Annotated in this window: 23 protein-coding genes; 10 read left to right on the top strand and 13 right to left on the bottom strand. The window is 60.3% G+C overall.

What is annotated here, in order from left to right:
• Window positions 1-61 precede the first annotated feature (61 nt).
• From JT51_RS05250 to xdhA, 4 genes are read right to left on the bottom strand one after another with little or no spacing between them, the layout of a single operon-like run.
• Window positions 62-1,579, bottom strand: a complete 1,518-nt coding sequence (locus tag JT51_RS05250) for an ABC transporter ATP-binding protein (protein ID WP_037308665.1) — start codon at window positions 1,577-1,579, stop codon at window positions 62-64.
• The gene (gene xdhC / locus JT51_RS05245; protein ID WP_037308662.1) at window positions 1,576-2,511 is read right to left on the bottom strand and encodes a xanthine dehydrogenase accessory protein XdhC; all 936 of its coding nucleotides are present in this window, start codon (window positions 2,509-2,511) and stop codon (window positions 1,576-1,578) included. Before xdhC ends, JT51_RS05250 begins: the two co-directional genes overlap by 4 nt.
• Window positions 2,511-4,913, bottom strand: a complete 2,403-nt coding sequence (gene xdhB / locus JT51_RS05240; RefSeq protein WP_037308659.1) for a xanthine dehydrogenase molybdopterin binding subunit — start codon at window positions 4,911-4,913, stop codon at window positions 2,511-2,513. Before xdhB ends, xdhC begins: the two co-directional genes overlap by 1 nt.
• Window positions 4,910-6,271 (bottom strand): xanthine dehydrogenase small subunit, encoded by a 1,362-nt coding sequence (gene xdhA / locus JT51_RS05235; RefSeq protein ID WP_037308656.1) that lies wholly within the window; start codon window positions 6,269-6,271, stop codon window positions 4,910-4,912. Before xdhA ends, xdhB begins: the two co-directional genes overlap by 4 nt.
• 345 nt (window positions 6,272-6,616) lie before the next feature.
• Here xdhA and dnaE point away from each other — a divergent pair, with 345 nt between their 5' ends.
• From dnaE to JT51_RS05220, 3 genes are all read left to right on the top strand, one after another.
• Window positions 6,617-10,117: a DNA polymerase III subunit alpha gene (dnaE, locus tag JT51_RS05230; RefSeq protein ID WP_037308653.1), complete on the top strand. Its 3,501-nt coding sequence runs from the start codon at window positions 6,617-6,619 to the stop codon at window positions 10,115-10,117.
• Window positions 10,118-10,202: 85 nt separating this feature from the next.
• Window positions 10,203-10,415 (top strand): YMGG-like glycine zipper-containing protein, encoded by a 213-nt coding sequence (locus JT51_RS05225; RefSeq protein WP_037308650.1) that lies wholly within the window; start codon window positions 10,203-10,205, stop codon window positions 10,413-10,415.
• 5 nt (window positions 10,416-10,420) lie between these two features.
• Window positions 10,421-10,789 (top strand): hypothetical protein, encoded by a 369-nt coding sequence (locus tag JT51_RS05220; protein ID WP_235216110.1) that lies wholly within the window; start codon window positions 10,421-10,423, stop codon window positions 10,787-10,789.
• Between the two features lie 13 nt (window positions 10,790-10,802).
• Here the strand turns inward: JT51_RS05220 and JT51_RS05215 are convergent, their stop codons facing one another.
• Window positions 10,803-10,997: a SlyX family protein gene (locus JT51_RS05215; RefSeq protein WP_037308648.1), complete on the bottom strand. Its 195-nt coding sequence runs from the start codon at window positions 10,995-10,997 to the stop codon at window positions 10,803-10,805.
• A 129-nt stretch (window positions 10,998-11,126) separates the two neighbouring features.
• On the opposite strand from JT51_RS05215, the gene hisS reads away from it, so the two are divergent.
• Genes hisS through hisG form a run of 3 tightly spaced genes read left to right on the top strand, consistent with a single transcriptional unit; the run spans window position 11,127 to window position 14,392 of the window.
• Window positions 11,127-12,614 (top strand): histidine--tRNA ligase, encoded by a 1,488-nt coding sequence (gene hisS, locus JT51_RS05210; protein WP_037308645.1) that lies wholly within the window; start codon window positions 11,127-11,129, stop codon window positions 12,612-12,614.
• 3 nt (window positions 12,615-12,617) lie between these two features.
• Window positions 12,618-13,706, top strand: a complete 1,089-nt coding sequence (locus JT51_RS05205) for an ATP phosphoribosyltransferase regulatory subunit (protein WP_037308642.1) — start codon at window positions 12,618-12,620, stop codon at window positions 13,704-13,706.
• On the top strand, window positions 13,703-14,392 hold the full coding sequence (hisG, locus tag JT51_RS05200; RefSeq protein ID WP_037308640.1) for an ATP phosphoribosyltransferase: 690 nt from the start codon (window positions 13,703-13,705) through the stop codon (window positions 14,390-14,392). The genes JT51_RS05205 and hisG overlap by 4 nt, the downstream gene beginning before the upstream one ends.
• On the opposite strand, the gene JT51_RS05195 is transcribed toward hisG, so the two are convergent.
• Window positions 14,393-14,824 (bottom strand): DUF1489 family protein, encoded by a 432-nt coding sequence (locus JT51_RS05195; protein ID WP_037308638.1) that lies wholly within the window; start codon window positions 14,822-14,824, stop codon window positions 14,393-14,395.
• 129 nt (window positions 14,825-14,953) lie between these two features.
• Between JT51_RS05195 and JT51_RS05190 the strand changes: the two genes are divergently transcribed.
• Window positions 14,954-17,236, top strand: coding sequence for an adenosylcobalamin-dependent ribonucleoside-diphosphate reductase (locus JT51_RS05190; protein ID WP_037308635.1), 2,283 nt, complete (start codon window positions 14,954-14,956; stop codon window positions 17,234-17,236).
• A gap of 360 nt (window positions 17,237-17,596) precedes the next feature.
• The gene (locus tag JT51_RS05185) at window positions 17,597-17,821 is read left to right on the top strand and encodes a hypothetical protein (protein WP_037308633.1); all 225 of its coding nucleotides are present in this window, start codon (window positions 17,597-17,599) and stop codon (window positions 17,819-17,821) included.
• Here the strand turns inward: JT51_RS05185 and JT51_RS05180 are convergent.
• The 7 genes from JT51_RS05180 to JT51_RS05150 all read right to left on the bottom strand — a co-directional run bounded on the left by JT51_RS05180 (window position 17,802) and on the right by JT51_RS05150 (window position 23,874).
• A complete protein-coding gene (locus tag JT51_RS05180; RefSeq protein ID WP_037308630.1) occupies window positions 17,802-18,146 on the bottom strand; it encodes a RidA family protein in 345 nt (114 codons plus the stop codon). The two genes, JT51_RS05185 and JT51_RS05180, sit on opposite strands and share 20 nt — an antisense overlap.
• A gap of 24 nt (window positions 18,147-18,170) precedes the next feature.
• Complete coding sequence (locus tag JT51_RS05175; RefSeq protein WP_037308627.1) at window positions 18,171-19,286, bottom strand: NAD(P)/FAD-dependent oxidoreductase; 1,116 nt, start codon at window positions 19,284-19,286, stop codon at window positions 18,171-18,173.
• Window positions 19,283-20,686 (bottom strand): NAD(P)/FAD-dependent oxidoreductase, encoded by a 1,404-nt coding sequence (locus JT51_RS05170; protein WP_037308624.1) that lies wholly within the window; start codon window positions 20,684-20,686, stop codon window positions 19,283-19,285. The genes JT51_RS05175 and JT51_RS05170 overlap by 4 nt, the downstream gene beginning before the upstream one ends.
• Entirely contained in the window at window positions 20,673-20,984 is a 312-nt protein-coding gene (locus JT51_RS05165; protein WP_037308621.1) for a (2Fe-2S)-binding protein, read from the bottom strand. Before JT51_RS05165 ends, JT51_RS05170 begins: the two co-directional genes overlap by 14 nt.
• 78 nt (window positions 20,985-21,062) lie before the next feature.
• Window positions 21,063-22,055: a TRAP transporter substrate-binding protein DctP gene (gene dctP, locus JT51_RS05160; RefSeq protein ID WP_037308618.1), complete on the bottom strand. Its 993-nt coding sequence runs from the start codon at window positions 22,053-22,055 to the stop codon at window positions 21,063-21,065.
• A gap of 36 nt (window positions 22,056-22,091) precedes the next feature.
• A complete protein-coding gene (locus JT51_RS05155; protein ID WP_037308615.1) occupies window positions 22,092-23,390 on the bottom strand; it encodes a TRAP transporter large permease in 1,299 nt (432 codons plus the stop codon).
• A gap of 1 nt (window position 23,391) precedes the next feature.
• Window positions 23,392-23,874 (bottom strand): TRAP transporter small permease, encoded by a 483-nt coding sequence (locus tag JT51_RS05150; RefSeq protein WP_037308612.1) that lies wholly within the window; start codon window positions 23,872-23,874, stop codon window positions 23,392-23,394.
• A 145-nt stretch (window positions 23,875-24,019) separates the two neighbouring features.
• Between JT51_RS05150 and JT51_RS05145 the strand changes: the two genes are divergently transcribed.
• Both JT51_RS05145 and JT51_RS05140 read left to right on the top strand, forming a co-directional pair.
• A complete protein-coding gene (locus JT51_RS05145) occupies window positions 24,020-24,934 on the top strand; it encodes a LysR substrate-binding domain-containing protein (protein ID WP_037309534.1) in 915 nt (304 codons plus the stop codon).
• 247 nt (window positions 24,935-25,181) lie between these two features.
• On the top strand, window positions 25,182-25,685 hold the full coding sequence (locus tag JT51_RS05140) for a hypothetical protein (RefSeq protein WP_152563293.1): 504 nt from the start codon (window positions 25,182-25,184) through the stop codon (window positions 25,683-25,685).
• Window positions 25,686-25,789 lie beyond the last annotated feature (104 nt).

Raw genomic sequence — 25,789 nt, 5'->3', positions numbered from 1 at the left:
GCTCATCCCCCTGATTTCTTCATTTTTTTGTAGGCACCCCGGCCAAAGGCAGCTCAACGGATCAAACATGCGCCACCTCCATGCCATGCGCGCCACCCATCATCAGGCCGATCTCATCGACCGTCAGACCCGTGGTTTCGCGCGGGGCGCTTAGCCGTCCTTCGTTCAGGGCGGCGAAACTGTCCGAGATTTCCATCAACTCATCCAGATCCTGGCTGATGCACACAACGGCCGTGCCTTTGGCCGCCAAATCCAGAATGGCTTGCCGGATCGAAGCGGCCGCTGCCGCATCCACACCCCAGGTTGGCTGGTTCACCACCAGCACATCGGGGTTTTGCAGCACCTCGCGGCCAATCACGAATTTCTGCAGGTTGCCGCCTGACAGCGACCGGGCCGCGTTTTCCGGCCCCGGTGTACGCACATCAAAGGATTCGATGATCTTTTTGGCAAAACTCTGTGTTTCGGCCCATTTCAGAAAGCCGTTGCTTTCCAGCCCCTCGCGCACCGATCCTGTCAACAGGGCATTCTCTGTCAGGCTCATATCCGGCGCGGCGGCGTGACCCAGCCGTTCTTCGGGGGCGGTCAGCACGCCCAATTTGCGGCGCGCGGTCGGGCCAAGCTTGCCAATGGCCTGCCCATTGAACCTGATCGCGTCGGCTGCGGTTTGAATTTCGCCGGACAACACGCCCAGCAATTCATCCTGACCGTTGCCCGCGACGCCGCCAATGCCCAGAACCTCGCCCTTGCGCACTTTCATATGCACATTCTTCAACGTCGTGCCAAAATCGGAAGGTGAGGGCACAGACAACCCGCTGACATCCAGCGCCACGTCGCCAAACTCTCGACCTGATCGTTCGGGGGTCTGCAGAATTGTCCCGACCATCATCTCGGCCATGTCCCGGGCCGAGGTCTCGGACGGGATGCATTCGCCCACATTCTTGCCCAGACGCAGGATCGTGGCGTGGTCGCACAGCGTGCGGATTTCCTCCAGCTTGTGCGAGATATACAGGATCGAGGTGCCCTCGGACCGCAGTTTGTTCAGTGTCTCGAACAGAATCTCGACTTCTTGCGGGGTCAGGACCGAGGTTGGCTCGTCCATGATCAGCAGCTTTGGGTCTTGCAGCAGGCAGCGAATGATCTCGACCCGCTGACGCTCGCCGGCGGACAGATCGCCGACGGTGCGGAACGGGTCCAGTGGCAGGCCGTAGGTCTCAGACACTTCGCGGATGCGCGAGGCCAGATCACCCATTGGCGGCGGGTTTTCCATCCCCAACGCGATGTTCTCGGCCACGTTCAGCGCGTCGAACAGCGAGAAATGCTGGAACACCATCGCGATCCCGTCTGCCCGCGCCGCGCGGGGTTCGGGGGGCGCAAAGGGTTGGCCGCGCAGCAGCATGGTGCCGCTGTCGGGTTTCACCAATCCATAGATCATTTTCACCAGCGTGGATTTCCCCGCGCCGTTTTCGCCCAGCAGGGCGTGGACTTCGCCTTCACCGATGTCAAAGGACACCTGATCATTGGCCACGACGCCGGGATAGGCTTTGGTCAGCCCCTGCAAGCTCAACAATGGAGTGGTCACGCGCTCAGGTCCTTCTTCAATTCGTTCTGCCGGGCCGGGCGCAGGATTTGCGCGGCGACGCCAACGGCGATCATTTGCGGGTGTTTGCCCAACACCGGGTCACCAATTGGGCAGGTGATCCGGCCAATCCGCTCGGGCGGATGCCCGAGGGCTGCCAGCCGCGACCGGAATCGCGCCCATTTCGTAGCCGAGCCAATCAGCCCCGCAAAGCGGAAATCGTGCGAAAGCAGCCGGTTGCACAGTTCCAGATCCAGATTGTGTGAATAGGTCAACACCAGATGCTCGGCCTCGCGGGGCGCATGACGCACCAGTTCCGCCGGTTTGGCTGCTGGAACCACTGTTACACCGGTCGGAACCGCGTCCGGAAACCGCTCTGGCCCGGTATCGACCCATGTGATTGCCAGATCGGGCAGGGGGGACAGAACATCCACCAATGCGCGCCCCACATGCCCGGCACCCCAGATCCACAGATCACGGGCCGGTTTGTGCACCGGTTCCAGCATCCAGCCGTCGACCAATCCGGGTTCCGGTGCGATCCCCTGACCGCGTGCCGCCGCCATCAACCGTTTGACTGACAGGGGCATCTGATCACCTGAAACCGCCCGTGCGACAATTGTATCGTCCAGTGTTTCCAAGGCCCGTTTGTCATAAACTTCACTCAGCAGCGAAACCGCACCACCGCAGCATTGCCCCATGTCCGGCCCAAGCGCGTGATGCGTCAGGCGGGATGGCACGGTTTGGGACCGCGCGGCCTCGGCCGCCTGAAACTCCAACGTTCCGCCGCCGATGGTGCCGCTTTGCCCGTCCTGCCAGACCAGCATCGCGGTGCCGACTTCACGCGGGGACGATCCCTTGATCCCGGCGATGACCACCCGGACCACTTTCCCGTGGGTTTTGATCGCCTCCCTCAAAGCCTCCAGATCAAATCCCATCAGATGTCTCCCTCCATCCTTTGGACACCGCGCCAGACTTCTTCGGCTGTGGCGGGTGCATCCAGCGCCGGATAGCTGTCGCCGCAGGCCGCCACCGCATTCGACAGCGCCAGCCACGCGGATATGCCCAGCATGAACGGCGGCTCACCCACCGCCTTTGAGCGATAGATCGTGTCCTCGCGGTTTGCACCGTCCCAGAGCGCGACGTTGAAAATGTCGGGCCGGTCGGAGCAAGCGGGGATTTTATAGGTCGAAGGCGCGTGCGTGCGCAGGTTACCCTTGCCGTCCCAGACCAGTTCCTCGGTCGTCAGCCAGCCAGCGCCCTGAACATAGCCACCTTCGATCTGCCCGATATCCAGTGCAGGGTTCAGCGACGCACCGGCATCATGCAGGATATCCGTGCGCAGTATCCGGTTCTCTCCGGTCAACGTATCGACAGCAACTTCGGTGATCGACGCGCCATAGGCAAAGTAGAAGAACGGGCGGCCCCGGCCCTTGATCCGGTCCCACTCGATCTTGGGCGTTTTGTAGAACCCGGTCGCTGAAAGGCTGACGCGGCCCTGATAAACCAGCGCGGCGGCCTCGGCGAAGGAATAGCGTTCTTCGCCGACCGAGACATGACCGTCCGAGAAGGTGACCGTCGAAGGGTCCGCCTGATGCCGTTCGGCCAGATAATCGGCCATCCGGTCCCGGATCGTGTCGCAAGCGGCTTTGACCGCCATACCGTTCAGATCACTGCCCGACGACGCCGCCGTGGCCGAGGTGTTGGGCACTTTGGCCGTGTCCGTTGCGGTGATCTTGACCATCTCCAACGGGATACCAAAACGCGACGCGGCAACCTGCGCCACCTTTTGAAACAGACCTTGGCCCATTTCAGTGCCGCCATGGTTCAGATGGACCGAGCCGTCCTGATACACATGCACCAGCGCGCCTGCTTGATTCAAGTGGGTCAGCGTGAAGGATATGCCAAACTTGACCGGAGAGAAGGCGATACCTTTCTTGATCACGCTGTTTTCGGCGTTCCATGTCTCAATAGCAGCACGTCGCGCCGCATAGTCGCTGGATTTCAGCAATGCGGCGGTCATGCCATGCAGTTCAAAGTCGCTGACTTCCATGCCATAGGGCGTGGTGTTGCCGCCGGCGGGCAGGGGGCGAACCGGGGCATCGCCCGTCTCGACCGCACCTCGGCTGGTCAGATCTTCATGCGGGTCGGGGTGACCCAGCGGTTTTTCTGTGCGGATGGGATCGGCCACAACATGGGCGGGCTCGTAATAGTTCCTGCGGCGCAACTCGACCGGGTCCAAGCCCAGCTCATGCGCGGCGTGATCCATCACGCGTTCTATCCCGACCATGCCCTGTGGGCCGCCGAACCCGCGATAGGCGGTGGCGGATTGGGTGTTGGTCTTCAGTCGGTGGCTTTCGATCCGCGCGTTCGGCAGCAGATAGGCGTTGTCGGAGTGCAACATGGCGCGATCAGCCACAGGCAGCGACAGGTCCTGTGCCCAGCCGCAAATGGCGTGATGCAGGAACGAGATGCCCTGAACGTGCCCATTCGCATCAAACCCGGCCTTGTACGAGATCCGGAACGCGTGGCGCTTACCGGTGATGATCATGTCATCGTCGCGGTCATAGCGCATCTTGCAGGCCTTACCGGTCGCACGCGCAGCAATGGCACAGGCGACGGCCAGCGCGTTGCCCTGACTTTCCTTACCGCCAAAGCCGCCACCCATGCGGCGGGTTTCAACCCGGACGGCGTGCATGGGAACGCCCAAAGCGTCCGCCACCTTGTGCTGAATCTCGGTCGGGTGCTGGGTTGAGGAATGCACCAGCATATCCGCACCTTCATTTGGCACCGCCAGCGCGGCCTGACCTTCCAGATAGAAATGTTCTTGCCCGCCCAGTTCAAAACCGCCTTCGATGACATGGGTCGACGTTGCAATGGCCGCATCCGCATCGCCCTTGGCATAGATGCGCGGGCCGTCCTCGAACCGGCTGTCCGCGGCAAGCGCCTCTTCGATCGTCAGGATCGGAGTTTCTTCGGCATAATCTATCTTGCCCAAACGCGCGGCCTTGCGCGCCGCCAGATGGCTGGTCGTAACCACCAGGAACACCGGCTGGCCGATATAGTGGACCGTGCCGTCCGACAGCAGCGGCTCGTCGTGGATGGAGGGCGAGACATCATTGGCGAAGGGCAAATCATCTGCCGTCATCACCATCACGACCCCATCGGCGGCTTTTACGGCCGAAAGGTCCATCGCGGTGATCTTGCCCTTGGCAATCGGGCTGACACCAAAGGCCAGATGCAGAGATCCTTTGGGGGTCGGAATGTCGTCCACATAACGCGCAGACCCCGAAACGTGCAGGGGGGCTGCGTCATGGGGCAGGGGTTTGGTCACACTCATGCCGACACCTCCAACACATTGGTGATTTCGCCCTGATCCTCAAGGAAATAGCGTTCGAGCATCGCTTTTGCAGTCTCCAACCGATAAGTGGCCGAGGCACGCATGTCGGTCATCGGCGCGTAATCTTTGGTAAAGGCCGGGATCGCGGATTGGATCGTCTCGTGCGACCATGGTTTTCCAACCAGCGCGGCCTCGACGTGCGCGGCGCGTTTCGGAATGGCGGCCATGCCGCCAAAAGCAATGCGCGCATCAGTGACGACACCATCCGATACGGTGATGTTGAAACAACCGCACACGGCCGAGATATCCTGATCGAACCGCTTGCTGAGCTTATAAGCCTTCAAACGATCGGGCTGACGCGGAAAGCTGACCGCTTCGACAAATTCTCCGGGCGCGCGGTCCTGCTTGCCGTAATCGACAAAGAACGCCTCCAACGGGACAGACCGGCGCGTGTCGCCTTTGCGCAGATGCAGGGTGGCACCCAGCGCAATCAGCGCGGGCGGGTTGTCCCCGATGGGGGAGCCATTGGCGATGTTGCCGCCGACGGTGGCCGCGTGGCGCACCTGCACGCTGGCATAGCGGCGGATCATCTCGGCGTAGGACGGATGCAGATCGGCCAGCGCCGCGCCCATGCGGTTCATATCGACCATGGCACCGAAACGGATTTCATCGTCGGTGATCGTGATTTCTTTCAGATCATCGCAACGGTTCAGGAAAATCACCGGGTCCAGATCGCGCAGCTGTTTGGTGACCCACAGGCCCACATCGGTTGCACCGGCAACCAGCGTGGCATCGGGGTGTTCGGCGTAAACGCGGGCCAATTCGTCAGATGATGCGGGCAGCATCGGCGACGCCGCGGGCGTTTCGACGGGCTTGTCCTTGACCCAGACCGGCACGGGGTGTTCCTCGGCCGCTTTTGCGGCGCGGATGATCGGTGCATAGCCGGTGCACCGACACAGGTTACCCGCAAGCTGCGTGTCGTGATCCGTCGCGCCATTGGCATGACTGGCCACCATCGACATCACAAAACCGGGGGTGCAGAAACCGCATTGCGAACCATGCAGATCGACCATGGCCTGCTGCACCGGGTGCGCCTCACCCTTCGGGCCGCTGGCCCCTTCGACCGTGCGGACCGCTTTGCCGTGCAATTGAGGCAGGAACAGGATGCAGGAATTCAGCGCCTTGGCACCGCCTTCATCCGTCACCATGACAGTGCAGGCCCCGCAATCGCCTTCGTTGCAGCCTTCCTTGGTGCCGGTCAGGCCGCGATCTTCGCGCAGCCAATCCAGCAGGGTCGCTGTCGGATTGATATCCGACAACTCCACTGTCTCTCCGTTCAGAAGAAACGTGATATTCATTCGAGAAACCCGTCGCCTTACCCGGTTGCGCCCTCAAGGTGCTCTCCTTCGATGCGACGTAGAAAGAGAAGCGGGCTGGTAGCTTGCCGTAGGATGTTAGAAACAGGGCAGGCAATCTGGCAAGAAAAACTACCTGTGCGATGCACCATTTTACACATGCGGCGATGAATTTTCGCATATGTTTAATATTCAGCCATTTGAAACTAAAGTGTTTTTTGGCAAAGGCGCGCGGCTATCTCCGAAGCACCTTCAGAAAAAGCCGAATAATGGGCGGCCTTTATTTTGATGTTTCGATGCTGAGGTTACGGCTTTTGCACCGCCTCAGGCTGCGATAGCGTGGCGAGTATGAGCAGCATCCCCCGATTCATTCACCTCCGCGTTCACACCGAATATTCCCTGCTGGAAGGCGCCGTGCGGCTGAAAAAGCTGCCCGCGCTCTGCGAGAAAGCGGGGATGCCCGCCGTGGCAGTGACGGACACCAACAGCATGTTTTCTGCTTTGGAGTTCTCGGTCACAGCGGGTGATGCAGGGGTGCAACCGATCATGGGCTGTCAGGTCGATCTGACCTATGTGCAGGCGCAGCCCGGTGAAAAGCCCAAAGTGCCTGCGCCCTTGGTTCTGCTGGCGCAATCCGAGGTCGGGTATGAGAACCTGATGAAGCTGAGTTCCTGCCTGTACGTGGACAAGGGCGGGCAGTTGCCGCAGGTCACGTTAGACGAGCTTTCCGCCAATTCCGATGGTCTGATTTGTTTGACCGGTGGGCCAGACGGCCCGGTGGGGCGGTTGTTGCAACAAGGCCAGCGCCCGGCGGCGGAGGCATTGGTGGACCGGCTGGCGACCATGTTCCCGGATCGCCTGTATATCGAATTGCAACGCCATCCGGGTGAGGATGGCCAGCCCGAAGCAGAGCGCCTGAGCGAACGCGGCCATATTGAGATGGCCTATGCCAAGAACCTGCCGCTGGTCGCCACCAATGATGTCTATTTCCCCACCTCGGACATGTATGAGGCACATGACGCGCTGATCTGTATTTCCGAAGGGGCCTATGTCGACCAGCAAGCCGGTCGCCGCCGCCTGACCGCGCAGCATTATTTCAAGTCGCAACAGGAAATGGTGACCTTGTTCGCCGATCTGCCCGAGGCCATCGAGAACACGGTCGAGATCGCCAAACGCTGCGCCTTCATGGCCTACAGGCGCGATCCGATCCTGCCGAAATTTGCCGATGACGAGGTGGCTGAACTGCGCCGCATTGCCAACGATGGCCTGCAGAAACGTCTGGCCGTGATCCCACATGCGGTGACGCCTGAAGAGTATCAGGAACGGCTGGATTTCGAGCTGGATATTATCGAGGGAATGGGCTTCCCCGGCTATTTCCTGATCGTCGCCGACTTTATCCAATGGGCCAAAGACGAAGACATTCCGGTGGGGCCGGGGCGGGGTTCCGGTGCGGGGTCACTGGTGGCCTATGCGCTGACGATCACCGACCTTGATCCGCTGCGCTATTCCCTGCTGTTCGAACGGTTCCTGAACCCCGAGCGGGTTTCGATGCCGGACTTCGATATCGACTTCTGCATGGACCGCCGCGAAGAGGTGATCCGTTACGTGCAGCAGAAATATGGGCGCGACAAGGTGGGGCAGATCATCACCTTCGGCGCACTTTTATCCAAGGCCGCCGTGCGCGATATCGGTCGGGTTCTGCAGATGCCTTATGGTCAGGTGGATCGCCTGTCCAAGATGATTCCGGTCGAAGGGGTCAAACCTGTCTCCATCGAAAAAGCGCTGAAAGACGAACCGCGCCTGCGCGAAGAGGCCCGCAACGAAGAGGTGGTGGATCGCCTGCTGACATACGGCCAGCAGGTCGAGGGGCTGTTGCGCAATGCCTCGACCCACGCGGCGGGTGTGGTGATTGGCGACCGCCCGTTGGATGCGCTGGTGCCGCTGTACCAAGACCCGCGTTCAGACATGCCAGCAACCCAGTTCAACATGAAATGGGTGGAACAGGCCGGTCTGGTCAAGTTCGACTTTCTGGGCCTGAAAACCCTGACCGTGATCCAGAATGCGATGGATCTGATCTTCAAATCCAACCGTCCATTGCACGTCGCCGCCGACGGAACCGAGCTCTATGAGCCTGCCGAAGGGGCCGAAAACCAGATCAACGCCATCCCGTTGGATGACGAGGCGACGTACAAGCTCTATTCAGCGGCCAAGACCGTGGCGGTGTTTCAGGTGGAATCCTCGGGCATGATGGACGCGCTCAAGCGGATGAAGCCGGATTGCATCGAGGATATCATCGCGCTCGTCGCGCTCTACCGTCCCGGTCCGATGGAAAACATCCCCAAGTTCTGCGAGGTCAAGAACAAGCTGAGCGAACGGGACAAGCTGCACCCGTCCATCGATCATATCCTGGACGAGACCCAAGGTATCATCGTCTATCAGGAACAGGTGATGCAGATCGCCCAGGAAATGGCGGGCTATAGTCTTGGCGGTGCGGACCTGCTGCGTCGTGCGATGGGTAAGAAAATCCAGGAGGCGATGGACGCTGAGCGGCCCAAATTCCTCAAGGGTGCCGCCGAGAACGACGTGGACGAGGCCAAGGCGACCGAGGTCTGGAACCTGTTGGATAAGTTCGCCAACTACGGCTTCAACAAATCCCACGCCGCAGCCTATGCGGTGGTCAGCTATCAGACTGGCTGGCTGAAGGCGAACCACCCGGTCGAGTTCATGGCGGGTGTCATGAACTGCGATATCCACCTGACCGACAAGTTGGCGGTCTACTTCGAAGAAGTCCGCAAAGGGCTGGAGCTGCCTTATGTGCCGCCCTGCGTGAACCGATCGCAGGCGACATTCGATGTGAGTGATGGGCATCTGGTCTACGCGCTGGGCGCGCTCAAGAACGTGGGTGTCGAGGCGATGAATCTGGTGGTCGAAGGGCGCGGCGACAAACCATTTGTCAATCTGTTCGACTTTGCCCGCCGGGTCGATCTGAAGAAGGTCGGGAAACGACCGCTTGAGATGCTGGCGCGGGCCGGGGCGTTTGATGAGTTGGACAAGAACCGCCGCCGCGTTTTCGAAAGCCTTGATCCGCTGGTGCAATATTCGGCAGCTATTCACGAGCAGAAGAACTCCAATCAGGTGTCGCTGTTCGGTGAGGCGGGCGATGATCTGCCCGAGCCGCGCCTGTCGCCGACCCCGGACTGGCTGCCCGCAGAACGTCTGAGCGAGGAATTCAAAGCCATCGGCTTTTACCTGTCGGGTCATCCATTGGACGACTATATGCCTGCGCTGAAGCGCAAGCAGGTGATGACGCTGGACGAGGTGATGGAAAAGGCGCGATCAGGCCCGCTGATTGCCAAGATGGCCGGTGTTGTTGCCGGACGGCAGGAACGCAAATCGGCCCGCGGCAACCGGTTCGCCTTTGCGCAGCTGTCCGACCCGACCGGGGCATACGAAGTCACGCTGTTTTCGGAAACGCTGGAAAAATCCCGCGAGTTTCTGGAAACCGGCGCGCAGGTTGTGCTGACGGCCGAGGCCACGATGGAGGCCGATCAGCTTAAGCTGCTGGGCCGTTCGGTCGGCCCGGTGGATTCGGTCGTGGCCGAGGCGGGTGCGACGGGACTTCGGATTTTCGTTGACGAACCGGGGGTGCTGGCAACGGTTGCCAAAGTGCTTGAGGACGCCGCGGGCGCGGCCAAACGGGCCTCGAAAGGACCGATCCATATTTGCCTGCTTGATCCCGGGCTTCCGGGGGATGTCGAGATGGACCTGGGTCAGGATTTCCCGATCAATCCGCAGATCAAGGGCGCGATCAAATCGCTGGACGGCGTTACAGAAGTCGAGGAAATCTGAGCCACCGTTTTGTTGCCACAGCGTTTTTGCGCCGTTAGGCTGAGGTCATGCCCCGTTTGGGGGCGTGTCACAGGAGGGCGCAGATATGGCATTTTCAGCTAATAGATTCAAAACCCTGACTTTTGTAGCGATCGCATCGCTGGCGATGGCATCGGCCGGGATGGCGGATGACAAAAAGAAGAACAATACAATCAAAGGCGCAGTGGTCGGCGCGGGCGTGGGTGCGCTGGTCGGCGACGGCAAGGGCGCAGCGATCGGTGGCGTGGCCGGGGCCATTATCGGACATAACTGGAAGTGATGGTGATGCGGTTTAGTGAACTCAGAATGCCCGTTTGCGCCGCAATCCTGGCAATGCCGTGTGTGGTGACTGCCGATGAGGCGGCTGATCAGATGGTACAGGATGCATTGCCCGTGATGCACTATACTTGCGCCTCAATTGCTGAGGAGGCGGATGGGGACGAAGACTTTGTTGTGACTGTTGTACAGAAGATGACGGCGCTATCGCTCTACAATCGCCAGATCAATATCGAAGATCATGCGACCACGGACGAGGAAAAGGCCCAGCTGCGTGAAGCATTCATAGCTGCGCTGGCTGAAAGCTGCGCCGCGGACAAAGATGCTCTGCTGGGCGGGGTCGTGGACAACGCGGTGAAAGCGACGCTGGGGTTATGAACCTAACGATGCCCTAGTAATGCGGCGGGCGTTCGTCACCCAGCACAATGCCGCCGGACCCTTCCTGCGCCCGCTCGCCTTCGCGGCGCATCAGCATCTCGACCCGGCGGGTCAGGTTGTCGATCTCGTCTTGCTGGCGGGTGACGATCGCGTTCAACTCGTCTACCGTGCGGGTCAGATGGGCGATCTGTTCTTCCAGATGCTGCATTGCGGGCTCCTGTTCTTGGGCCGGTCATAGCGACCCTGTGACGCCGTGACCAGAGAAAGCGCGCCTTGCCCCGCAACAGACCATGGGATAGACCGCGCGCGGAACACCAAACGCCCAAGGACGCCCCACATGGCCAAGCCAAAGAAACAGCCCCGCCCCAAGGCCGTAACGCCGAAAGGGTTCCGCGACTATTTCGGCCAGGAAGTCACGCAGCGCACCGAGATGCTGCGGGCCATTGCGGACGTCTATCATCGCTATGGGTTTGACGCGCTGGAAAGCAGCGCGGTCGAGACCGTCGAGGCGCTGGGCAAGTTCCTGCCCGACGTGGATCGCCCGAACGAAGGTGTCTTTGCGTGGCAAGAGGTTGACGAGAACGATAAGGGCGACTGGATGGCCCTGCGTTATGACCTGACCGCGCCTTTGGCCCGCGTCTTTGCGCAGCACCGCAACGACCTGCCGACGCCCTATCGCCGCTATGCGATGGGGCCGGTCTGGCGCAACGAAAAGCCCGGGCCGGGGCGGTACCGCCAGTTCTACCAGTGTGACGCGGATACGGTGGGCACGGCCTCGATGGCGGCGGACGCCGAGATTTGCGCGATGCTGTCGGATACACTGGAGACCGTGGGTATTCCACGCGGCGACTATCTGGTGCGCGTCAACAACCGCAAGGTTCTGAATGGTGTGCTTGAGGCGATGGGGCTGGGCGAAGACGCCGCTGCCCGCGACAACGTTCTGCGGACCATCGACAAATTCGACAAGGTGGGTGAGCAGGGCGTGCGCGAGTTGCTGACCAAGGGCCGTCTGGATACATCCGGCGCGTTCATCGACGGAGTGGGCCTGAGCAACGATCAGGCCGAGCCGGTGATTGCCTTCCTGACGTCCAAGGCCGCTGACACCGCGGGAACGCTGGCCAATCTGCGTGCCGCTGTCGGCGACAGCAAGATCGGTGCCGACGGTATTTCCGAGCTGGAACAGATCGGCGCCTTGCTGGATGCAGGCGCTTATGGCGCGGACCGGATCGAGATTGACCCCTCGGTCGTGCGTGGCCTGGGCTATTACACCGGACCGGTTTATGAGGCCGAACTGACCTTTGAGATTTTCGACGAAAAAGGCCGCAAGCGGCAGTTCGGGTCGGTCTCTGGCGGTGGGCGTTATGACGACCTGGTCAAACGGTTCACCGGACAGGAAGTGCCCGCAACCGGCGTCTCTATCGGTGTTGATCGCCTGCTGGCCGCCCTGCGCGAAAAGGGCCGGATCAGCGCGCAGGCCAAAGGTCCCGTGGTGGTGACGGTGATGGATCGCGACCGGATGGCCGATTATCAGACGATGGTGGCCGAACTGCGCAATGCAGGTATCCGGGCCGAGGTCTATCTGGGCAACCCCAAGAACTTTGGCAATCAGTTGAAATACGCGGATAGGCGGAACTCGCCAATTGCGGTCATCGAAGGTGGTGACGAAAAGGCGAATGGCATTGTTCAGATCAAGGACCTGATCCTGGGCGCGAAGATCGCTGAAAGCGCCACGCTGGAGGAATGGAAAGAACGCCCCAGCCAGTTCGAAGTGCCACGTGGCGATCTGGTCGCCAAGGTGCGTGAAATTCTGGACAGTCAGGACTGAGCTATGGCCAACCGTTCCCAGATACAGGCCCGCGCCGCGATGATGCGCGTCCGGTTCGAAGCCGCGGGCGCGCAGGTGGTCGACCCACCGCTGTTGCAACCGGCCGAAACGCTTTTGGATCTGTATGGCGAGGACATTCGCGCCCGCGCCTATGTGACCTCGGACGCATTGCGCGGCGAACAGATGCTGCGGCCCGATTTCACTTTGCCGGTGGTGCAGATGCACATGTCCGAAGGGGCGGAACCCGCGCGCTATACCTATTCGGGAGAGGTGTTTCGGCGGCAAGAGCATGACCCGGACCGGTCCAATGAATACATTCAGGTGGGGTATGAGGTCTTTGACCGCAATGATCCCGCCGGTGCGGACGCCGAGGTGTTTTCGCTGTTTGCGCTACAACTGCGCGGCTTGCCCCTGCGGGCGGCGACGGGGGATATCGGTCTGCTGACAGCGGCGGTCCAAGGCCTGCGGACCAGTGATCGACGCAAGGCCGCACTGATGCGGCATCTGTGGCGGCCGCGTCGGTTCCGGGTTCTGCTGGATCGTTTTGCCGGTCGCAAACCCGGCCCTGAAGGGCGCGATACGTTGCTGGATGCTGATGATCCGCTGACCGTTGACGTGCCAATGATCGGCAAGCGCCGCGCGGCCGAGATTGAGGCGCGGATCGACGCCCTGCGCGAAGATCGCGATACGCCTCCGATTTCAGACAATGAACTGGCCGGGCTGGAAACGCTGCTGAATGTGCGCGAAACCATGCCCTATGCGCTGGAGCAACTGCGCGACATTGCTGTTGACTTGCCACAGATCACTCCGGCGCTGGACCGGCTTGGCGCGCGGGTTGCCTCGCTTCAGGCGCGTGGTGTCGATGTGGAACGGTTGGATTTCGAGGCGGCCTATGGCCGGACCTCGATGGAGTATTACGACGGGTTCGTCTTTGGCTTTTATGCCGAAGGTCGCCCCGATCTGCCCCCCATTGCCACCGGTGGTCGTTATGACGCGCTGACGCGGCAATTGGGAAACGGTGCCGAAATTCCGGCGGTGGGTGGTGTGCTGCGCCCGGATCTGATGCTGGAAATCGAGGAGGACGCGCAATGAGCCTGAAACTTGGCGTACCCTCCAAGGGCCGGTTGATGGAGAAAACCTTTGCCTGGTTCGAAAAGCGTGGCATCACCCTGTCGCGCAGCGGATCGGACCGCGAATATGCGGGCAAGGTCGAAGGGATCGGGGGTATTTCGCTGATCCTGTTGTCCGCCGGGGAAATCCCGCGCGAACTGGCCGCGGGGCGCATCCATCTGGGCGTCACCGGGATTGATCTGGTCCACGAAAAGCTGCCGCGTTGGGAGCAGCAGGTCGAAGAGGTCGCACAGCTTGGGTTCGGCAAGGCCGATCTGATCATCGCGACACCCGCCTGCTGGGTGGATGTGGATACGCTGGACGATCTGGATGCGGTGGCAGCGGCGTTTCGCAAGCAACATGGACACCGGCTGCGGATTGCCACGAAATATCACCGGTTGGTGCGAGAGTTCCTGACCGATGCGGGCGTGGCCGATTACACGCTGGTCGACAGCCAGGGCGCGACCGAGGGTACAGTGATGAATGAAACGGCCGAGGCGGTCGCCGATATCACATCGACTGGCGACACGTTGCGGGCCAATCACCTGAAAATTCTTTCGGACGGGCTGATACTGCAATCGCAGGCGACGCTGTGGCGCAGCCGTGTGGCCAGTTATGAGGGCGGCAACAAGGCGGTGCTGTCCGAATTGTTGGATCGTTTGGGCTGATTAAAGCACGCCGATTTCCGCCAACGCACGGTTCAGGTCATCGGGCAGGGCATCGTCCTGCTCGCGGCCCTGCGGCAAATCGGCAGGGGTGTCTTCGGGTTTCAGGTAACGCCAGCCCTGGAACGGGCGTTTCAGCGCTGTTTGCGTCCGATGCACTTCGGGGTCCAGTACGATAGCACACCGGCGGATGCCGTCCTCGCCGCGCACCTCGTCCATTCGCAGGATGCGCTGACGGCATTGGACGACGCCTTTGACCACCCAATAGATTGATCCGCCATTCAGAATCTCAGCCTCGCGTTTGGGCCACATGCGGGTGACGTGGCGCGGGTTTCCATCCTGATACAGCGGCTTGCGACTGTCCTGCCACGCCATCAACGAGTCGACGCTTTCCGATCCGACCGAAAGTTTTATCAGGTTTACGTAGTTATCCACAGCTTTCCCACAGAGTCGTCCCAAGGCCCACCTTTATATTGTAGCTTTGTATCAGGCTTCATCAAGGTGTTGTGGTTAAGATGTGAATTGGGCTAATCTGGATACCTCTTTCAGAACAGGGAATCACCAATGAGCCGCTTTGCCGCCCCCATCGCCGAGCAGATATGGGACATGAAATACCGTTTCAAACAGGCGGATGGCACGCCCATCGACCAGACGGTCGAAGACAGTTGGCGGCGCATCGCCCGCGATCTGGCGCGGGTTGAAAGTGACCCGGCGCATTGGGAAGAGAAATTCTATGAGGCGCTGGAGGATTTCAAATACCTGCCCGCTGGCCGCATCACCGCAGGCGCGGGTACCGCGCGTCAGGTGACCCTGTTCAACTGTTTCGTCATGGGCACGGTGCCCGACAGCATGGGCGGCATCTTTGACATGCTGAAAGAGGCGGCGCTGACCATGCAGCAGGGCGGAGGGATCGGCTATGATTTCTCGACCATTCGTCCGCGTGGTGCGGATGTGCATGGGGTGGCCGCCGACGCCTCGGGGCCGCTGTCTTTCATGGACGTTTGGGATGCGATGTGCCGCACGATCATGTCTGCGGGATCACGCCGGGGCGCGATGATGGCGACCATGCGTTGTGATCATCCGGATATTGAGCATTTCATCACCGCCAAATCCGACCCCGCCCGCCTGCGCATGTTCAACATGTCGGTGCTGGTGACCGATCCGTTTATGGAGGCGGTCAAGGCCGATGGCCCGTGGGAGCTGGTGTTCGGCGACAAGGTGTATCACACGGTTCAGGCCCGTGATCTGTGGAACAAGATCATGCAGGCGACCTATGATTATGCCGAACCGGGCGTGATCTTCATCGACCGCATCAACTCGGCAAACAATCTAAGCTATGTGGAAACCATTGCGGCGACAAACCCCTGCGGCGAGCAGCCCCTGCCGCCCTACGGGGCCTGTCTGCTGGGCTCGGTCAATCTGGCGCGTCTGGTGGCCGATCCCTTCGCAGACGCCGCTCATCTGGATGAGGCGGCGTTGCAGGAACTGGTCGCCACTGCCGTTCGGATGATGGACAACGTGGTTGATGCATCGAAATTTCCCCTGCCTGAACAAGCCGCCGAAGCGCAGGCCAAGCGCCGGATTGGTTTGGGGGTAACAGGTCTGGCTGATGCACTGCTGATGCTAGGCTTGCGCTATGGGTCCGACGAGGCGGCGCGTCAAACCGAGCGCTGGTTGCAAGCGATCGCCCGCGCCGCGTATCTGGCGTCGGTGGACTTGGCGAAGGAAAAAGGGGCGTTCCCCTTGTTCGATGCCGAGAAATATCTGGCCAGCGGCACTATGCAGCAGATGGATGACGACGTGCGCGAAGCGATCCGCGAACACGGCATCCGCAACGCGCTGCTGACCTCAATCGCGCCCACGGGAACGATTTCGCTGTACGCAGGCAACGTGTCTTCGGGGATCGAGCCGGTCTTTGCCTATGCCTACACGCGTAAGGTTCTGCAAAAAGACGGCTCGCGCACCGAAGAAGAAGTGGTGGATTACGCGGTGCAGATGTGGCGTGACAAGTTTGGCGACATGGCCCTGCCGGATTACTTCGTCAACGCGCAGACCCTGTCGCCCACGGATCACGTCAAGATGCAGGCGGCAGCGCAGAAATGGATCGACAGTTCGATTTCCAAGACAATCAACTGCCCCGAAGACATCAGCTTTGACGCGTTCAAGGATGTCTACATGCAAGCCTGGGATCTGGGCTGCAAAGGCTGCACCACCTATCGCCCGAACGATGTAACCGGCTCTGTCCTGACCGTATCGGAAAGCGCGGACACTGCGCCGGGTGAAAACGCGGCGGCACCGCATGAAGTTGATGGCGGTGAGGTGGTGTATATGTCCGAGCCGCTGGATCGACCGCAATCGCTGGAAGGCTCGACCTATAAGCTGAAATGGCCGGATAGTGAGCACGCGATCTATCTGACCATCAATGATATCGTGATCGGTGGTCGCCGCCGCCCGTTCGAGGTGTTCATCAACTCCAAGAACATGGAACATTACGCCTGGACGCTGGCGCTGACCCGGATGATCTCGGCCGTGTTCCGGCGGGGCGGGGATGTGTCCTTTGTGGTCGAAGAACTGAAGGCCGTGTTCGACCCGCGTGGCGGCGCCTGGGTGCAGGGAAAGTACATCCCCTCGATTTTGGCCGCGATTGGCGGCGTGATCGAACAGCATCTGATCAATATCGGCTTTCTGGAAGGGGAAGGCATGGGTCTGAAATCCGACCCGCAGGCGCAGGTTGTCAACATGGACGCCCCCCGGGGCAAGGCCTGCCCGTCCTGTGGGCAGTTCGATATGGTGATGATCGAAGGGTGCATGACTTGCCGCAGCTGTGGGCATTCCAAATGCGGATGAAGCTCTATGTAAATTTGTGTGGAATGTGAACCGCCAGGCAATACGAACCCATTTCGGCGGTTTTGGCGCCCATAAACAAGGTCATTAGCGCCCACAACTCGCAAATCAAAGGATTTATAGGGAAACAAGGCACCGGATCGTTGATCAACGGCGTCTTGTTTTTTGCGAGATTGGGAGTGTAAGCAGAAGTCTTACGAGAATTGATGGCAACAAGCTTCAGAAAACGATGACTACTGCGACTGCCGTCAATGTCCGAGTTGCGCAGCAAACGGACTTTGCAAAGTTCTGCATGCGGACCAACACAGGCATTCACTCTCTCGTTCCTTTCTACATCGCCAAGCCGTAAGCAATGATGAAGCGATGGCTGCGTTGTCTTCGGAGAGCCCATATGCAGCACAACTTCTGAGTGTTTCGGGTGCGCTGTTTGTATCTGGTCCTGCGCAGCAGCAAATCGATCAGAACATCGACTTCCTGAACGGCTATGAGGACTACCAGAAAACCCGCTGCGGAGGCTCCGATGGTGCTTGCGCCGAAGCCTACACTGAGGCTTTCCTGACGCCTGATTTTACATCTCGGCTGCGGTGATGATGATTTCGACCTTCAACGCCTCGCGCGCCAGTTTGGCCTCGCCACAAGCGCGGGCAGGGGCGTGGCCTTCGGGAGCCCAGGCATCCCATACTGCGTTCATTTCAGCGAAATCCTGCATGTCGGCCAACCAGATGATGGCTTGTAGGATATGGGTTTTGTCCGACCCGGCCTGCTCCAGCAGCGCCTCAATGCGGGACAGGCAGTCGCGCGTTTGATCCGCGACGGTTTCACCTGCGCCCACCTGACCGCACAAATAGATTGTGCCGTTGTGCTTGACGATCTTGCTCATGCGTTGGCCGGTTTCCATGCGGGTGATGGTCATTTGTGGTTCTCCTGAATTCATGGGTCAAAGGACCTTGCGGTCGTAACGGTCGATGCGAAAGGGGCCAAGCGGAAACTGTGATCGGCCGGTCAGCACCAAATCGGCCATGACCTGACCCACCACCGGACCCATCTGGAACCCATGCGCGGAAAAGCCAAAGGCGTGAAAGGCGCGGGGTGCGTTCACCGCCGGTCCGATCACCGGCAGGTTGTCGGGCATATAGGCCTCGAATCCGGCCCACATGCGGTTGATGGCGGCGCGGCGCATGATCGGAAAGAACTCGGCCGTGGTGCGAGCGGCATCGGCCAGTTTGGCGTAATCCAACCGGGTGCTGCCTGCAGCGCGGTCGGCAAACCCCTTGGCACCACCCCCGATCAGTACGGTGCCGTTCTGAAACTGTTTAAAGCTGAGCTGGCGGCTGACTGCCCCCACAACCGGTTTGACGAAATGCGGCATCCGCGCGGTGATCATCAACATTGGCGCCGCGTGGCTGAGCGGCACATTGTCACCGATCATCAACGCGATGCGATCGGCCCAGGCCCCCGCACAATTGACAACGGTGTCGGCCTCGAACCGGGTAGATGACCCCTGCGCCAGCCAACTGCAACCGACGCGGCGCAAGCTTAGCAACTCCTCACCTTCGACAATGCGCGCGCCATGGCGTTCGGCAGCCAGACGAAAGGCGTTGGTGGATTGATACGGGATCGCATAACCATCCAGCTCCGAGATCACCCCGCCCACGCAGTTGGGATTCACATGCGGCAGGCGTTCGCGCAACTCGCCGCGGTCGATGATGCGTTCATGGGTATAACCGGTGGCCCGCATCTTTGCTTCGCGGGCGCGCAGGGTGTTCAGGTCGGTCTCGTCCACGGCAATGTTGACCAGACCCTGACGGCGAAATCCGGTGTCGTGACCCAGCTCGTCCGAGAGGGTCTGCCACATCTCCATCGACGCTTTGGACAGTGCGACCTCGGCCATGTCGCGCCCCAGCAGCCGTACACCGCCTGCATTCACGCCCGAGGCATGGCGCGCCACGTAGTCCTTTTCCAGAACGATCACCGAAGCGCCTTGTCGTGCCAGATGATAGGCGGTGGCGCAGCCTTGAATGCCGCCACCGATGATCAGAACATCCGCTTTCATTCCGTCGCCTCCGTCGGTGCCGGGATCGCGTGAAACCGGCTGAGTTCGTCGAGGGTCAGCAGGCGCTGTGGGCTGCGCAGGCGGTAATAGCCCACCGTCTCGGGCGGCTCATTGCGCCAGTCGGACAGCAGGCCGGCAACGATGTGGCCGCATTGGCGGCCCTGACAGGGCCCCATGCCGCAACGTGTCAGCATTTTGAGCGCGTTTGGATCGCGCGCGCCCTGTTCGAAACCGGTGCGCAACTGGGCCAGGGTTTGCTCCTCGCACCGGCAGACCAACGTGTCAGGGTCCCGAGGCAGGCGCAGTGCATCCGAGGGGCGGTAAAGCCGGTCGATGAATGCGCGAAACGGCGACATCGCGGCAAGGGCTGCCAGATCGGGCGCAGCGGCACGGTCCAGGCCTTCCTGTGGCAAAAGGTCCAGCCGGTGCAGGATATTAAGCGCAGCCAGACGTCCCGCCATGCGGGCCCCATCGGCGCCGATGATCCCCGCGCCGTCGCCCGCAACTGCGACATGCGGCACCGAGCTTTGGCCGAACGCATCGGTGTCGACCTGCCAGCACAGCTGATCGGCGTTCCAACGGTGCGTCAGGTCCATGGCGCGGGTCATATTCAGGTTGGGCTGCACGCCGTGGTGCAGGAACACGGTGTCTGCGGCGATGTCATGGCTGCGGCTCGCAGAAGTGAACCGCAGACCTTGGGCGCGGGTATCGCCCAGCACCTGCAAATCCGTGGCACCACGGTAAACCGGCACGCCAGAGGCGCGGATTTCCCGCAGCAGGTCCAGCCCCTTTTTCAGCATCGGCAGGTTGCGCATCGCTCGCGGCAACAGCGGCGCTGCGGCCAGATAATTCTGGCGGGGCGTGGTATCGACCATTGCGGCCACCGGCACGCCAAGGCGCAGGTATTGCGCCACGATCAGGTACAACAGCGGGCCGGACCCGGCAAAGACCGCGCCCTTGGCCACCATTGCATCGGATTTCAGCATGACCTGCGCGGCCCCTGCGGTCATCACCCCCGGCAAGGTCCAGCCGGGGATCGGCATTGGCCGTTCCATAGCGCCGGGACACAGCAGCATCTCGCGGCAGTGCAGCTCTCGTGTGTCGCCGAAATGTGAGAACAGAATGCGCCCGTCATCGCCAATATGCCAGACGTCCGCCTGCGTGATATGGGTGATATCGACGCGTTCGAATTCCGCGATCAGGGTGGCCCCGTCGGTATAGTCTGCGCCTAAAACGTGGGCATCGGGCAGGGGACTGTCTGCGCTGGCCCGGTAGATCTGACCACCGGCGCGCGAAGCCTGGTCAAGGACCGCAACGCAGGCACCGCTTTTCGCAAGCGTGATGGCCGCCGACATGCCCGCCGGTCCGGCCCCGATGATCGCGCAATCAAAGGCCTGCATTCGTGGCCTCGGTGGTTTCGGTGATTTCTTGCGTTGTAACAGCCATGCCTTCTGTGACGCGGCGCAGACAGGCTTGTTGGTTGGGCAGGCCGTCGATCTCGACCAAACACTCAAAGCAGACGCCCATGGCGCAATAGGCACTGCGGTCCTCACCCGAAAGCGCGGCGCGGCGCGTGATCGTCTGGCCGTTCAAAGCCATGGCAGACCAGACCGATTGCCCGGCGATGGCCTCGATCGGATGGCCGTTTACCGTAATCGTGACCCGGTCCCGTTCGGGTTTGCGTAGGGATTGAAACATCTGAAATCTCCGCACGGCTGGCAGGGCGGGAAAGGGGCCGGGAGGCTGCCCCTTTCCCGATGGTCAGGAAGAAGCGGCTTAATTGCCGATCTTGTCCAGAATCGATTGACCCCAATCCTGACCAACGTCTTCCAGAACTTGCGGCCAGACCTGCGCGCGCACGTGTTCGGCGGTGGCGGCAAGCTCTGCGTCGCTCAGCGACACGATGGTGGCCCCGTTATCCGCCAGCTTTTGTTCAAACGCGCCCTGATCGGCTTCGGCAGTTTCCCAGCGCTTTGCCTCGAACGCGACGGCGGCCTGTTCCAATGCGGCACGGTCTGCATCGCTCAGCTCGGCCAGGGTGCCCGAGTTGATGATCATGTACCAAACCTCAAAGTGGGTGTTCACGGGCACATAGGTGGTGGTCACATCCCGGAACGAGGCATAGTACCCTTCGGCACCAGACCCCACGACACCGTCAACAACCCCGGTCTGCACGGCGGTGAACGCCTCGGAAAACGGGATCGGGGAGGAGATGTACCCAAGCGCATCAGCGGTCAGCTGAAAGCTTTTGATGCCGGGCACGCGCACCTTGATGCCCTTGGCGGCAGCCGGGTCACCGGGGTTCACCGCGTCGGTGTTCAGCGCTACGCCACCGAAATAGACGGGATAGGCGGCCAGCATGGTGATGTCCTGCTTGGCGTACAGCTCTTTCATGGCGTCATAGATCGCGCCGCCGGGGCCATAGATGTTCTTGGCTTCGGCCCAGTTGGCCGCGACATAGGGAAAGGCCGAGATTTGCATCCGGCGGTCCACGGCGGTTGCGGCGGGCTGCACGGCCATGTCGATCGCACCGACCGAGATCCGCTCCTGCACCGATGTATAATCCCCCAGAGCAGAGGCCGGGAACAGGTTCAGTTCCAGCGAACCGTCGGTGGATGTCTTCAGCTCATCGGCAAAGGCGCGCAATTCAGTGTCGATGGTTGCGCCTTGTGGGCGGATATGGCTGATCTTCAGCGTGTCGGCTGTGGCGATGCCTGCCGTGGCCAGAACGGCTGTGGCCATTACGGTGGATTTCAGAAAGTTCATCATGGGTTTGTCTCCTCCGGGGATGATGAAGTGGGCGGCTTAGTAGCCAAAGAAGCGGGGCAGCCACATCGACAGGTCTGGCCAGAAGCTGGTCAGAAAGACGACAGGCAGATAGCCCAGCAGGATAAGGGTCATGGCGGGACGGATGACCTTGGTCACAGGCACCTGTCCGATGCGCGCGCCCAGATACAGGATCGAGGCATAGGGCGGCGTCACCCCACCCATGGCGGTGTTGACCCCCATGATCGCGGCGAATTGAATCGGGCTGACACCGATGGCCTGCATCAGCGGCAGCAGCAGCGGCGCAATCAGGATGATGGCGGTGACGTCATTGACCACCATGCCGACCAGAAACAGCAAGATGTTGATCAACACCAGCAGCAGCGCCTTGTTTTCAGTGATTGAGAAAATCGCCTGAACGATGGCTTGCGGGATGCTTTCCAGAACGAACATCTGGCTCAGGATCATCGAGAACAGGATCATCAGCATGATCGCGCCCACGGATGTTGCGGCCTCTTTCCCGGCACCAAAGAAGGTGCGCATGTCCAGCCCCTTGTAGATCAGGAACCCGACCGGGATGGCATAGATCACCGCCACGGCGGCGGCTTCGGTCGGGGTCATAATGCCCCCGTAGATGCCGCCCAGAATGATCACCGGCATCAGCAGCGCCGGGGTCGCCTTGAGACCACGGCTGGTGGCCTCGGCCACAAATGCGGCGCCTTTGGGCGGTTCATTCAGTTGCAGCGGGAACTTGCGAGCCATGCGGATATTGACGACCGAAAAGCTGGCCATGATCAGCAGCCCGGGCCCAAGCGTGGCCAGAAAGCACGCCAGGATCGAGGTATCCGTGACCCAGCCATAGACGATCATGGTGACTGACGGCGGGATCAGCAAACCCAGCAGCGAGGCATTGGCGATCAGTGCGGTGGCGTATTCACGGGGATAGCCCTGCTTCTCCATCTCGGGGATCAGCAGCGGGCCGATGGCGGCGACACCCGTCAGGCCCGAGCCGGAAATGGCCCCGATCAATGCGCAGGACACCGTGGCCACCACACCCAGGCCGCCGCGCAGATGGCCGATGAAGATATTGACAAAGTTCAGAAGGCTGGCGGCGATGCCGGAAACGCTCATGATTGTTCCGGCCAGAACGAACAGCGGGATGGCCAGCAGCACCGGATTACCCAGTTGCTGAAATCCCCAGAGCATATTGCCCTTCATCACCACGTCACCGGCAAAATACATCACCATCAAACCGGCACCAAAACAGTAAGGAAGCGGCACGCCCAGCGTCAAAAGGACGACCAGAACCAGAACCGCGAGCAGCGCGATCTCAATCATTTCAGACTTCCTTTGCGGCTGATGCCGGGGTGAAAACGGCGCGGATATGCGCAACCAGATGCCAGGCGGTGAACACCATCATCAGGACCATCCCGGCGAACAGCGCGATATCGACATAGAAGGTAGGCAGATACAGCGTCGGGCTTTCGCGCCAGACCCGGATCGAATATTTGGTGAAATCCCACGCCCACATGGTCAGCCAGAGGCCAACAATCAGGCTGATCACCTCGCCGACAATGGCCAGCACCTGATGCTGACGCTCGGTTGTTAGGAAAATCTCCAGCACGTTGGCGCGGATATGTGTGTTCTCGCGCGAGGCGTTGACCGCGCCCAGCATGTACAGCCAGAGCGTCGGGTACAGCAGACTTTCCTCAAGCCCCATGACCGGAATTTCCAGCACATAACGCGTGATGACCTGCACGAACTGACCCAGCGCCACCAGGCAGATCAACACCGTCAATATGATACTCGAAGCCCTGTCCATTTCCCCCTCCGATTTCCGGGATGCCGGTGATGCATCCGTGGCAGGGAACTTTGCGGGCGCGGGTCATTAAGTCAAAACGATTAAATTGATTAAAGAATAGAGTTACTTTATGGATGGCTTAAAAGCCAAAGGAAATCAGCATCCCATGAACCTGAGCTTTCGCCAATTGCAGGCTTTTCGCGAAGTAATGCGCACCGGATCGGTGTCAGAGGCGGCGCGAATCCTAGGTCGCACGCAGCCTGCGGTCAGCGCATTGATCGTGAACCTCGAGACGGAATTGGGCATTGCCCTGTTCCAGCGTCAGCGCGGAAAAATGGTACCCACGCCCGAGGCACGCTATTTCTTTGGCGAGGCCGAGGCGATTTTGGACAGGCTGGCGCTGTCCACCCGCACCATGCACGAAATCGGCGCCATGTCGCAGGGGCGGCTTAACATCGCCTGTATGCCAGCGGCTGCGCTGGTTGTGATGCCGCAACTGGTCGCGCGGTTCCTGAAGGACAAGCCGGATGTGAAAGTGTCCCTGATGATGCGCGGATCATCGGTGATCGAGGAATGGATTGCATCGCAGCAATATGACATCGGCGTAACCGAAACCCCGGCCATATCCAAAGGCACAAAAAGCGAGGACTTCGAGCTGGCTTGCGTCTGTGCGCTGCCTGCCTCGGACCCGCTGGCCGCAAAACCGCAGATCACCGCCAAGGATCTGGACAACGCCCCAATGGCGGCACTGCCCGCGGGACACCCGAACCTGATCGACACGCAGGCCGCATTCAACGCGCAAGATGCGCGGTTCAATCAAAGGTTCGAATTGCGAAACTTCCACCCCGCGCTGACATTGGTGGAAAACGGCCTGTGCTACTGTGTATGCGATCCGATCACGGCAGCGGGCCATATTGAGGCGCTGGGCAGCAAAAGCGACGTTGTGTTTCGCCCATTCTCACCGCGGGTGGTGCTTCGGGTGTCTATTTTGCAACCGGCTCATCGCCCGCCCTCGATTCTGGCGGAAAGTTTCGTGTCACTCCTGCGCACCGAGATTCAGAGAATTCTCCAGCTATTTTGACGGAATTAAGTGTCTGGAAACATGTGGTTGATTCTATCCGGCGCCAGACCGGCTGACGGCAAGCTGTCATCGAAGCCCAGACAAACCGGACAATTCGACCAGACAACTCGCCGTCTTGGCTAAAAAATCTGATTCTTTGGGGCAACAATTTCGTGATAGCTGCAATTCTGTCTCTTTTCCGCCCGATTTTGCCCTGATAAGACTTGCCCAGTAAGCAGTGAGTTGTTGAAAGGTGCAGGCGGGTACAATGAGAGCCGGTAATAGCGGTCGTATAGCCATTTTATGGAAGCAGACTGAAATCGACGGACTTGAGGCAGCGCCTCTTTCCTTCTTGAATGTCGGAGCCGCCTGGTCGTGGCGCGGACAAGCTTTTTTCCTGACAGAGGCCGAACAAATTCAGCGTGAACAATCAGGTGGAACCGGTAGGGCACCTGGTTATGCAGCGCCATTTCCGGATTTGGAAGACCAGGCCTGCGGGTCTGTTGTACTGACCAACGGCGCGCAAGAGTACAAGGCGTCATTGTTCCTGACACCGGGTGAAACGGCCCCAGTGCTTGTATTCGAAGACGGATACCCTTTGCGGGATCAGGAATTCTGGATCAGCAACTATTCCGAAATCAAACGTCACGGTGCCAAGGTCTCGCATTTGGATGACAAGGTTGTCGCCTTTCCATCCAGGTCGAAAGACGATGAAGGCCCGATCATTTTGGGTCGTCGCACTGCAGTCAACGCCCGTTCGATGGCCGACTGAAACCCAACCGGGGCCTTTCGTTCCCAAAAGAAAAATGCGCCACATCGCAAGGTGTGTTGACTCTGGCCGTTTCGCGGATATAAGCGCGGCTTCATTGGTGTTGG

This window comes from Ruegeria halocynthiae, from assembly GCF_000743705.1.
Classification (GTDB): domain Bacteria; phylum Pseudomonadota; class Alphaproteobacteria; order Rhodobacterales; family Rhodobacteraceae; genus Ruegeria; species Ruegeria halocynthiae_B.
Note: the sequence above shows the minus strand (reverse complement) of the source record. Positions and strands in the feature narration are given on the sequence as shown.

Excerpts from the sequence above, each read along its gene's own strand:
- xdhA (WP_037308656.1), bottom strand. The coding sequence starts at position 6,271 with ATGAATATCACGTTTCTTCTGAACGGAGAGACAGTGGAGTTGTCGGAT.
- hisS (WP_037308645.1), top strand. The coding sequence starts at position 11,127 with ATGGCCAAGCCAAAGAAACAGCCCCGCCCCAAGGCCGTAACGCCGAAA.
- xdhC (WP_037308662.1), bottom strand. The coding sequence starts at position 2,511 with ATGGGATTTGATCTGGAGGCTTTGAGGGAGGCGATCAAAACCCACGGG.
- JT51_RS05225 (WP_037308650.1), top strand. The coding sequence starts at position 10,203 with ATGGCATTTTCAGCTAATAGATTCAAAACCCTGACTTTTGTAGCGATC.
- JT51_RS05220 (WP_235216110.1), top strand. The coding sequence starts at position 10,421 with ATGCGGTTTAGTGAACTCAGAATGCCCGTTTGCGCCGCAATCCTGGCA.
- JT51_RS05175 (WP_037308627.1), bottom strand. The coding sequence starts at position 19,286 with ATGAAAGCGGATGTTCTGATCATCGGTGGCGGCATTCAAGGCTGCGCC.
- dnaE (WP_037308653.1), top strand. The coding sequence starts at position 6,617 with ATGAGCAGCATCCCCCGATTCATTCACCTCCGCGTTCACACCGAATAT.
- xdhB (WP_037308659.1), bottom strand. The coding sequence starts at position 4,913 with ATGAGTGTGACCAAACCCCTGCCCCATGACGCAGCCCCCCTGCACGTT.
- JT51_RS05165 (WP_037308621.1), bottom strand. The coding sequence starts at position 20,984 with ATGTTTCAATCCCTACGCAAACCCGAACGGGACCGGGTCACGATTACG.
- JT51_RS05150 (WP_037308612.1), bottom strand. The coding sequence starts at position 23,874 with ATGGACAGGGCTTCGAGTATCATATTGACGGTGTTGATCTGCCTGGTG.
- hisG (WP_037308640.1), top strand. The coding sequence starts at position 13,703 with ATGAGCCTGAAACTTGGCGTACCCTCCAAGGGCCGGTTGATGGAGAAA.
- dctP (WP_037308618.1), bottom strand. The coding sequence starts at position 22,055 with ATGATGAACTTTCTGAAATCCACCGTAATGGCCACAGCCGTTCTGGCC.
- JT51_RS05190 (WP_037308635.1), top strand. The coding sequence starts at position 14,954 with ATGAGCCGCTTTGCCGCCCCCATCGCCGAGCAGATATGGGACATGAAA.
- JT51_RS05170 (WP_037308624.1), bottom strand. The coding sequence starts at position 20,686 with ATGCAGGCCTTTGATTGCGCGATCATCGGGGCCGGACCGGCGGGCATG.
- JT51_RS05145 (WP_037309534.1), top strand. The coding sequence starts at position 24,020 with ATGAACCTGAGCTTTCGCCAATTGCAGGCTTTTCGCGAAGTAATGCGC.
- JT51_RS05155 (WP_037308615.1), bottom strand. The coding sequence starts at position 23,390 with ATGATTGAGATCGCGCTGCTCGCGGTTCTGGTTCTGGTCGTCCTTTTG.
- JT51_RS05205 (WP_037308642.1), top strand. The coding sequence starts at position 12,618 with ATGGCCAACCGTTCCCAGATACAGGCCCGCGCCGCGATGATGCGCGTC.
- JT51_RS05180 (WP_037308630.1), bottom strand. The coding sequence starts at position 18,146 with ATGACCATCACCCGCATGGAAACCGGCCAACGCATGAGCAAGATCGTC.
- JT51_RS05215 (WP_037308648.1), bottom strand. The coding sequence starts at position 10,997 with ATGCAGCATCTGGAAGAACAGATCGCCCATCTGACCCGCACGGTAGAC.
- JT51_RS05185 (WP_037308633.1), top strand. The coding sequence starts at position 17,597 with ATGGCTGCGTTGTCTTCGGAGAGCCCATATGCAGCACAACTTCTGAGT.
- JT51_RS05140 (WP_152563293.1), top strand. The coding sequence starts at position 25,182 with ATGAGAGCCGGTAATAGCGGTCGTATAGCCATTTTATGGAAGCAGACT.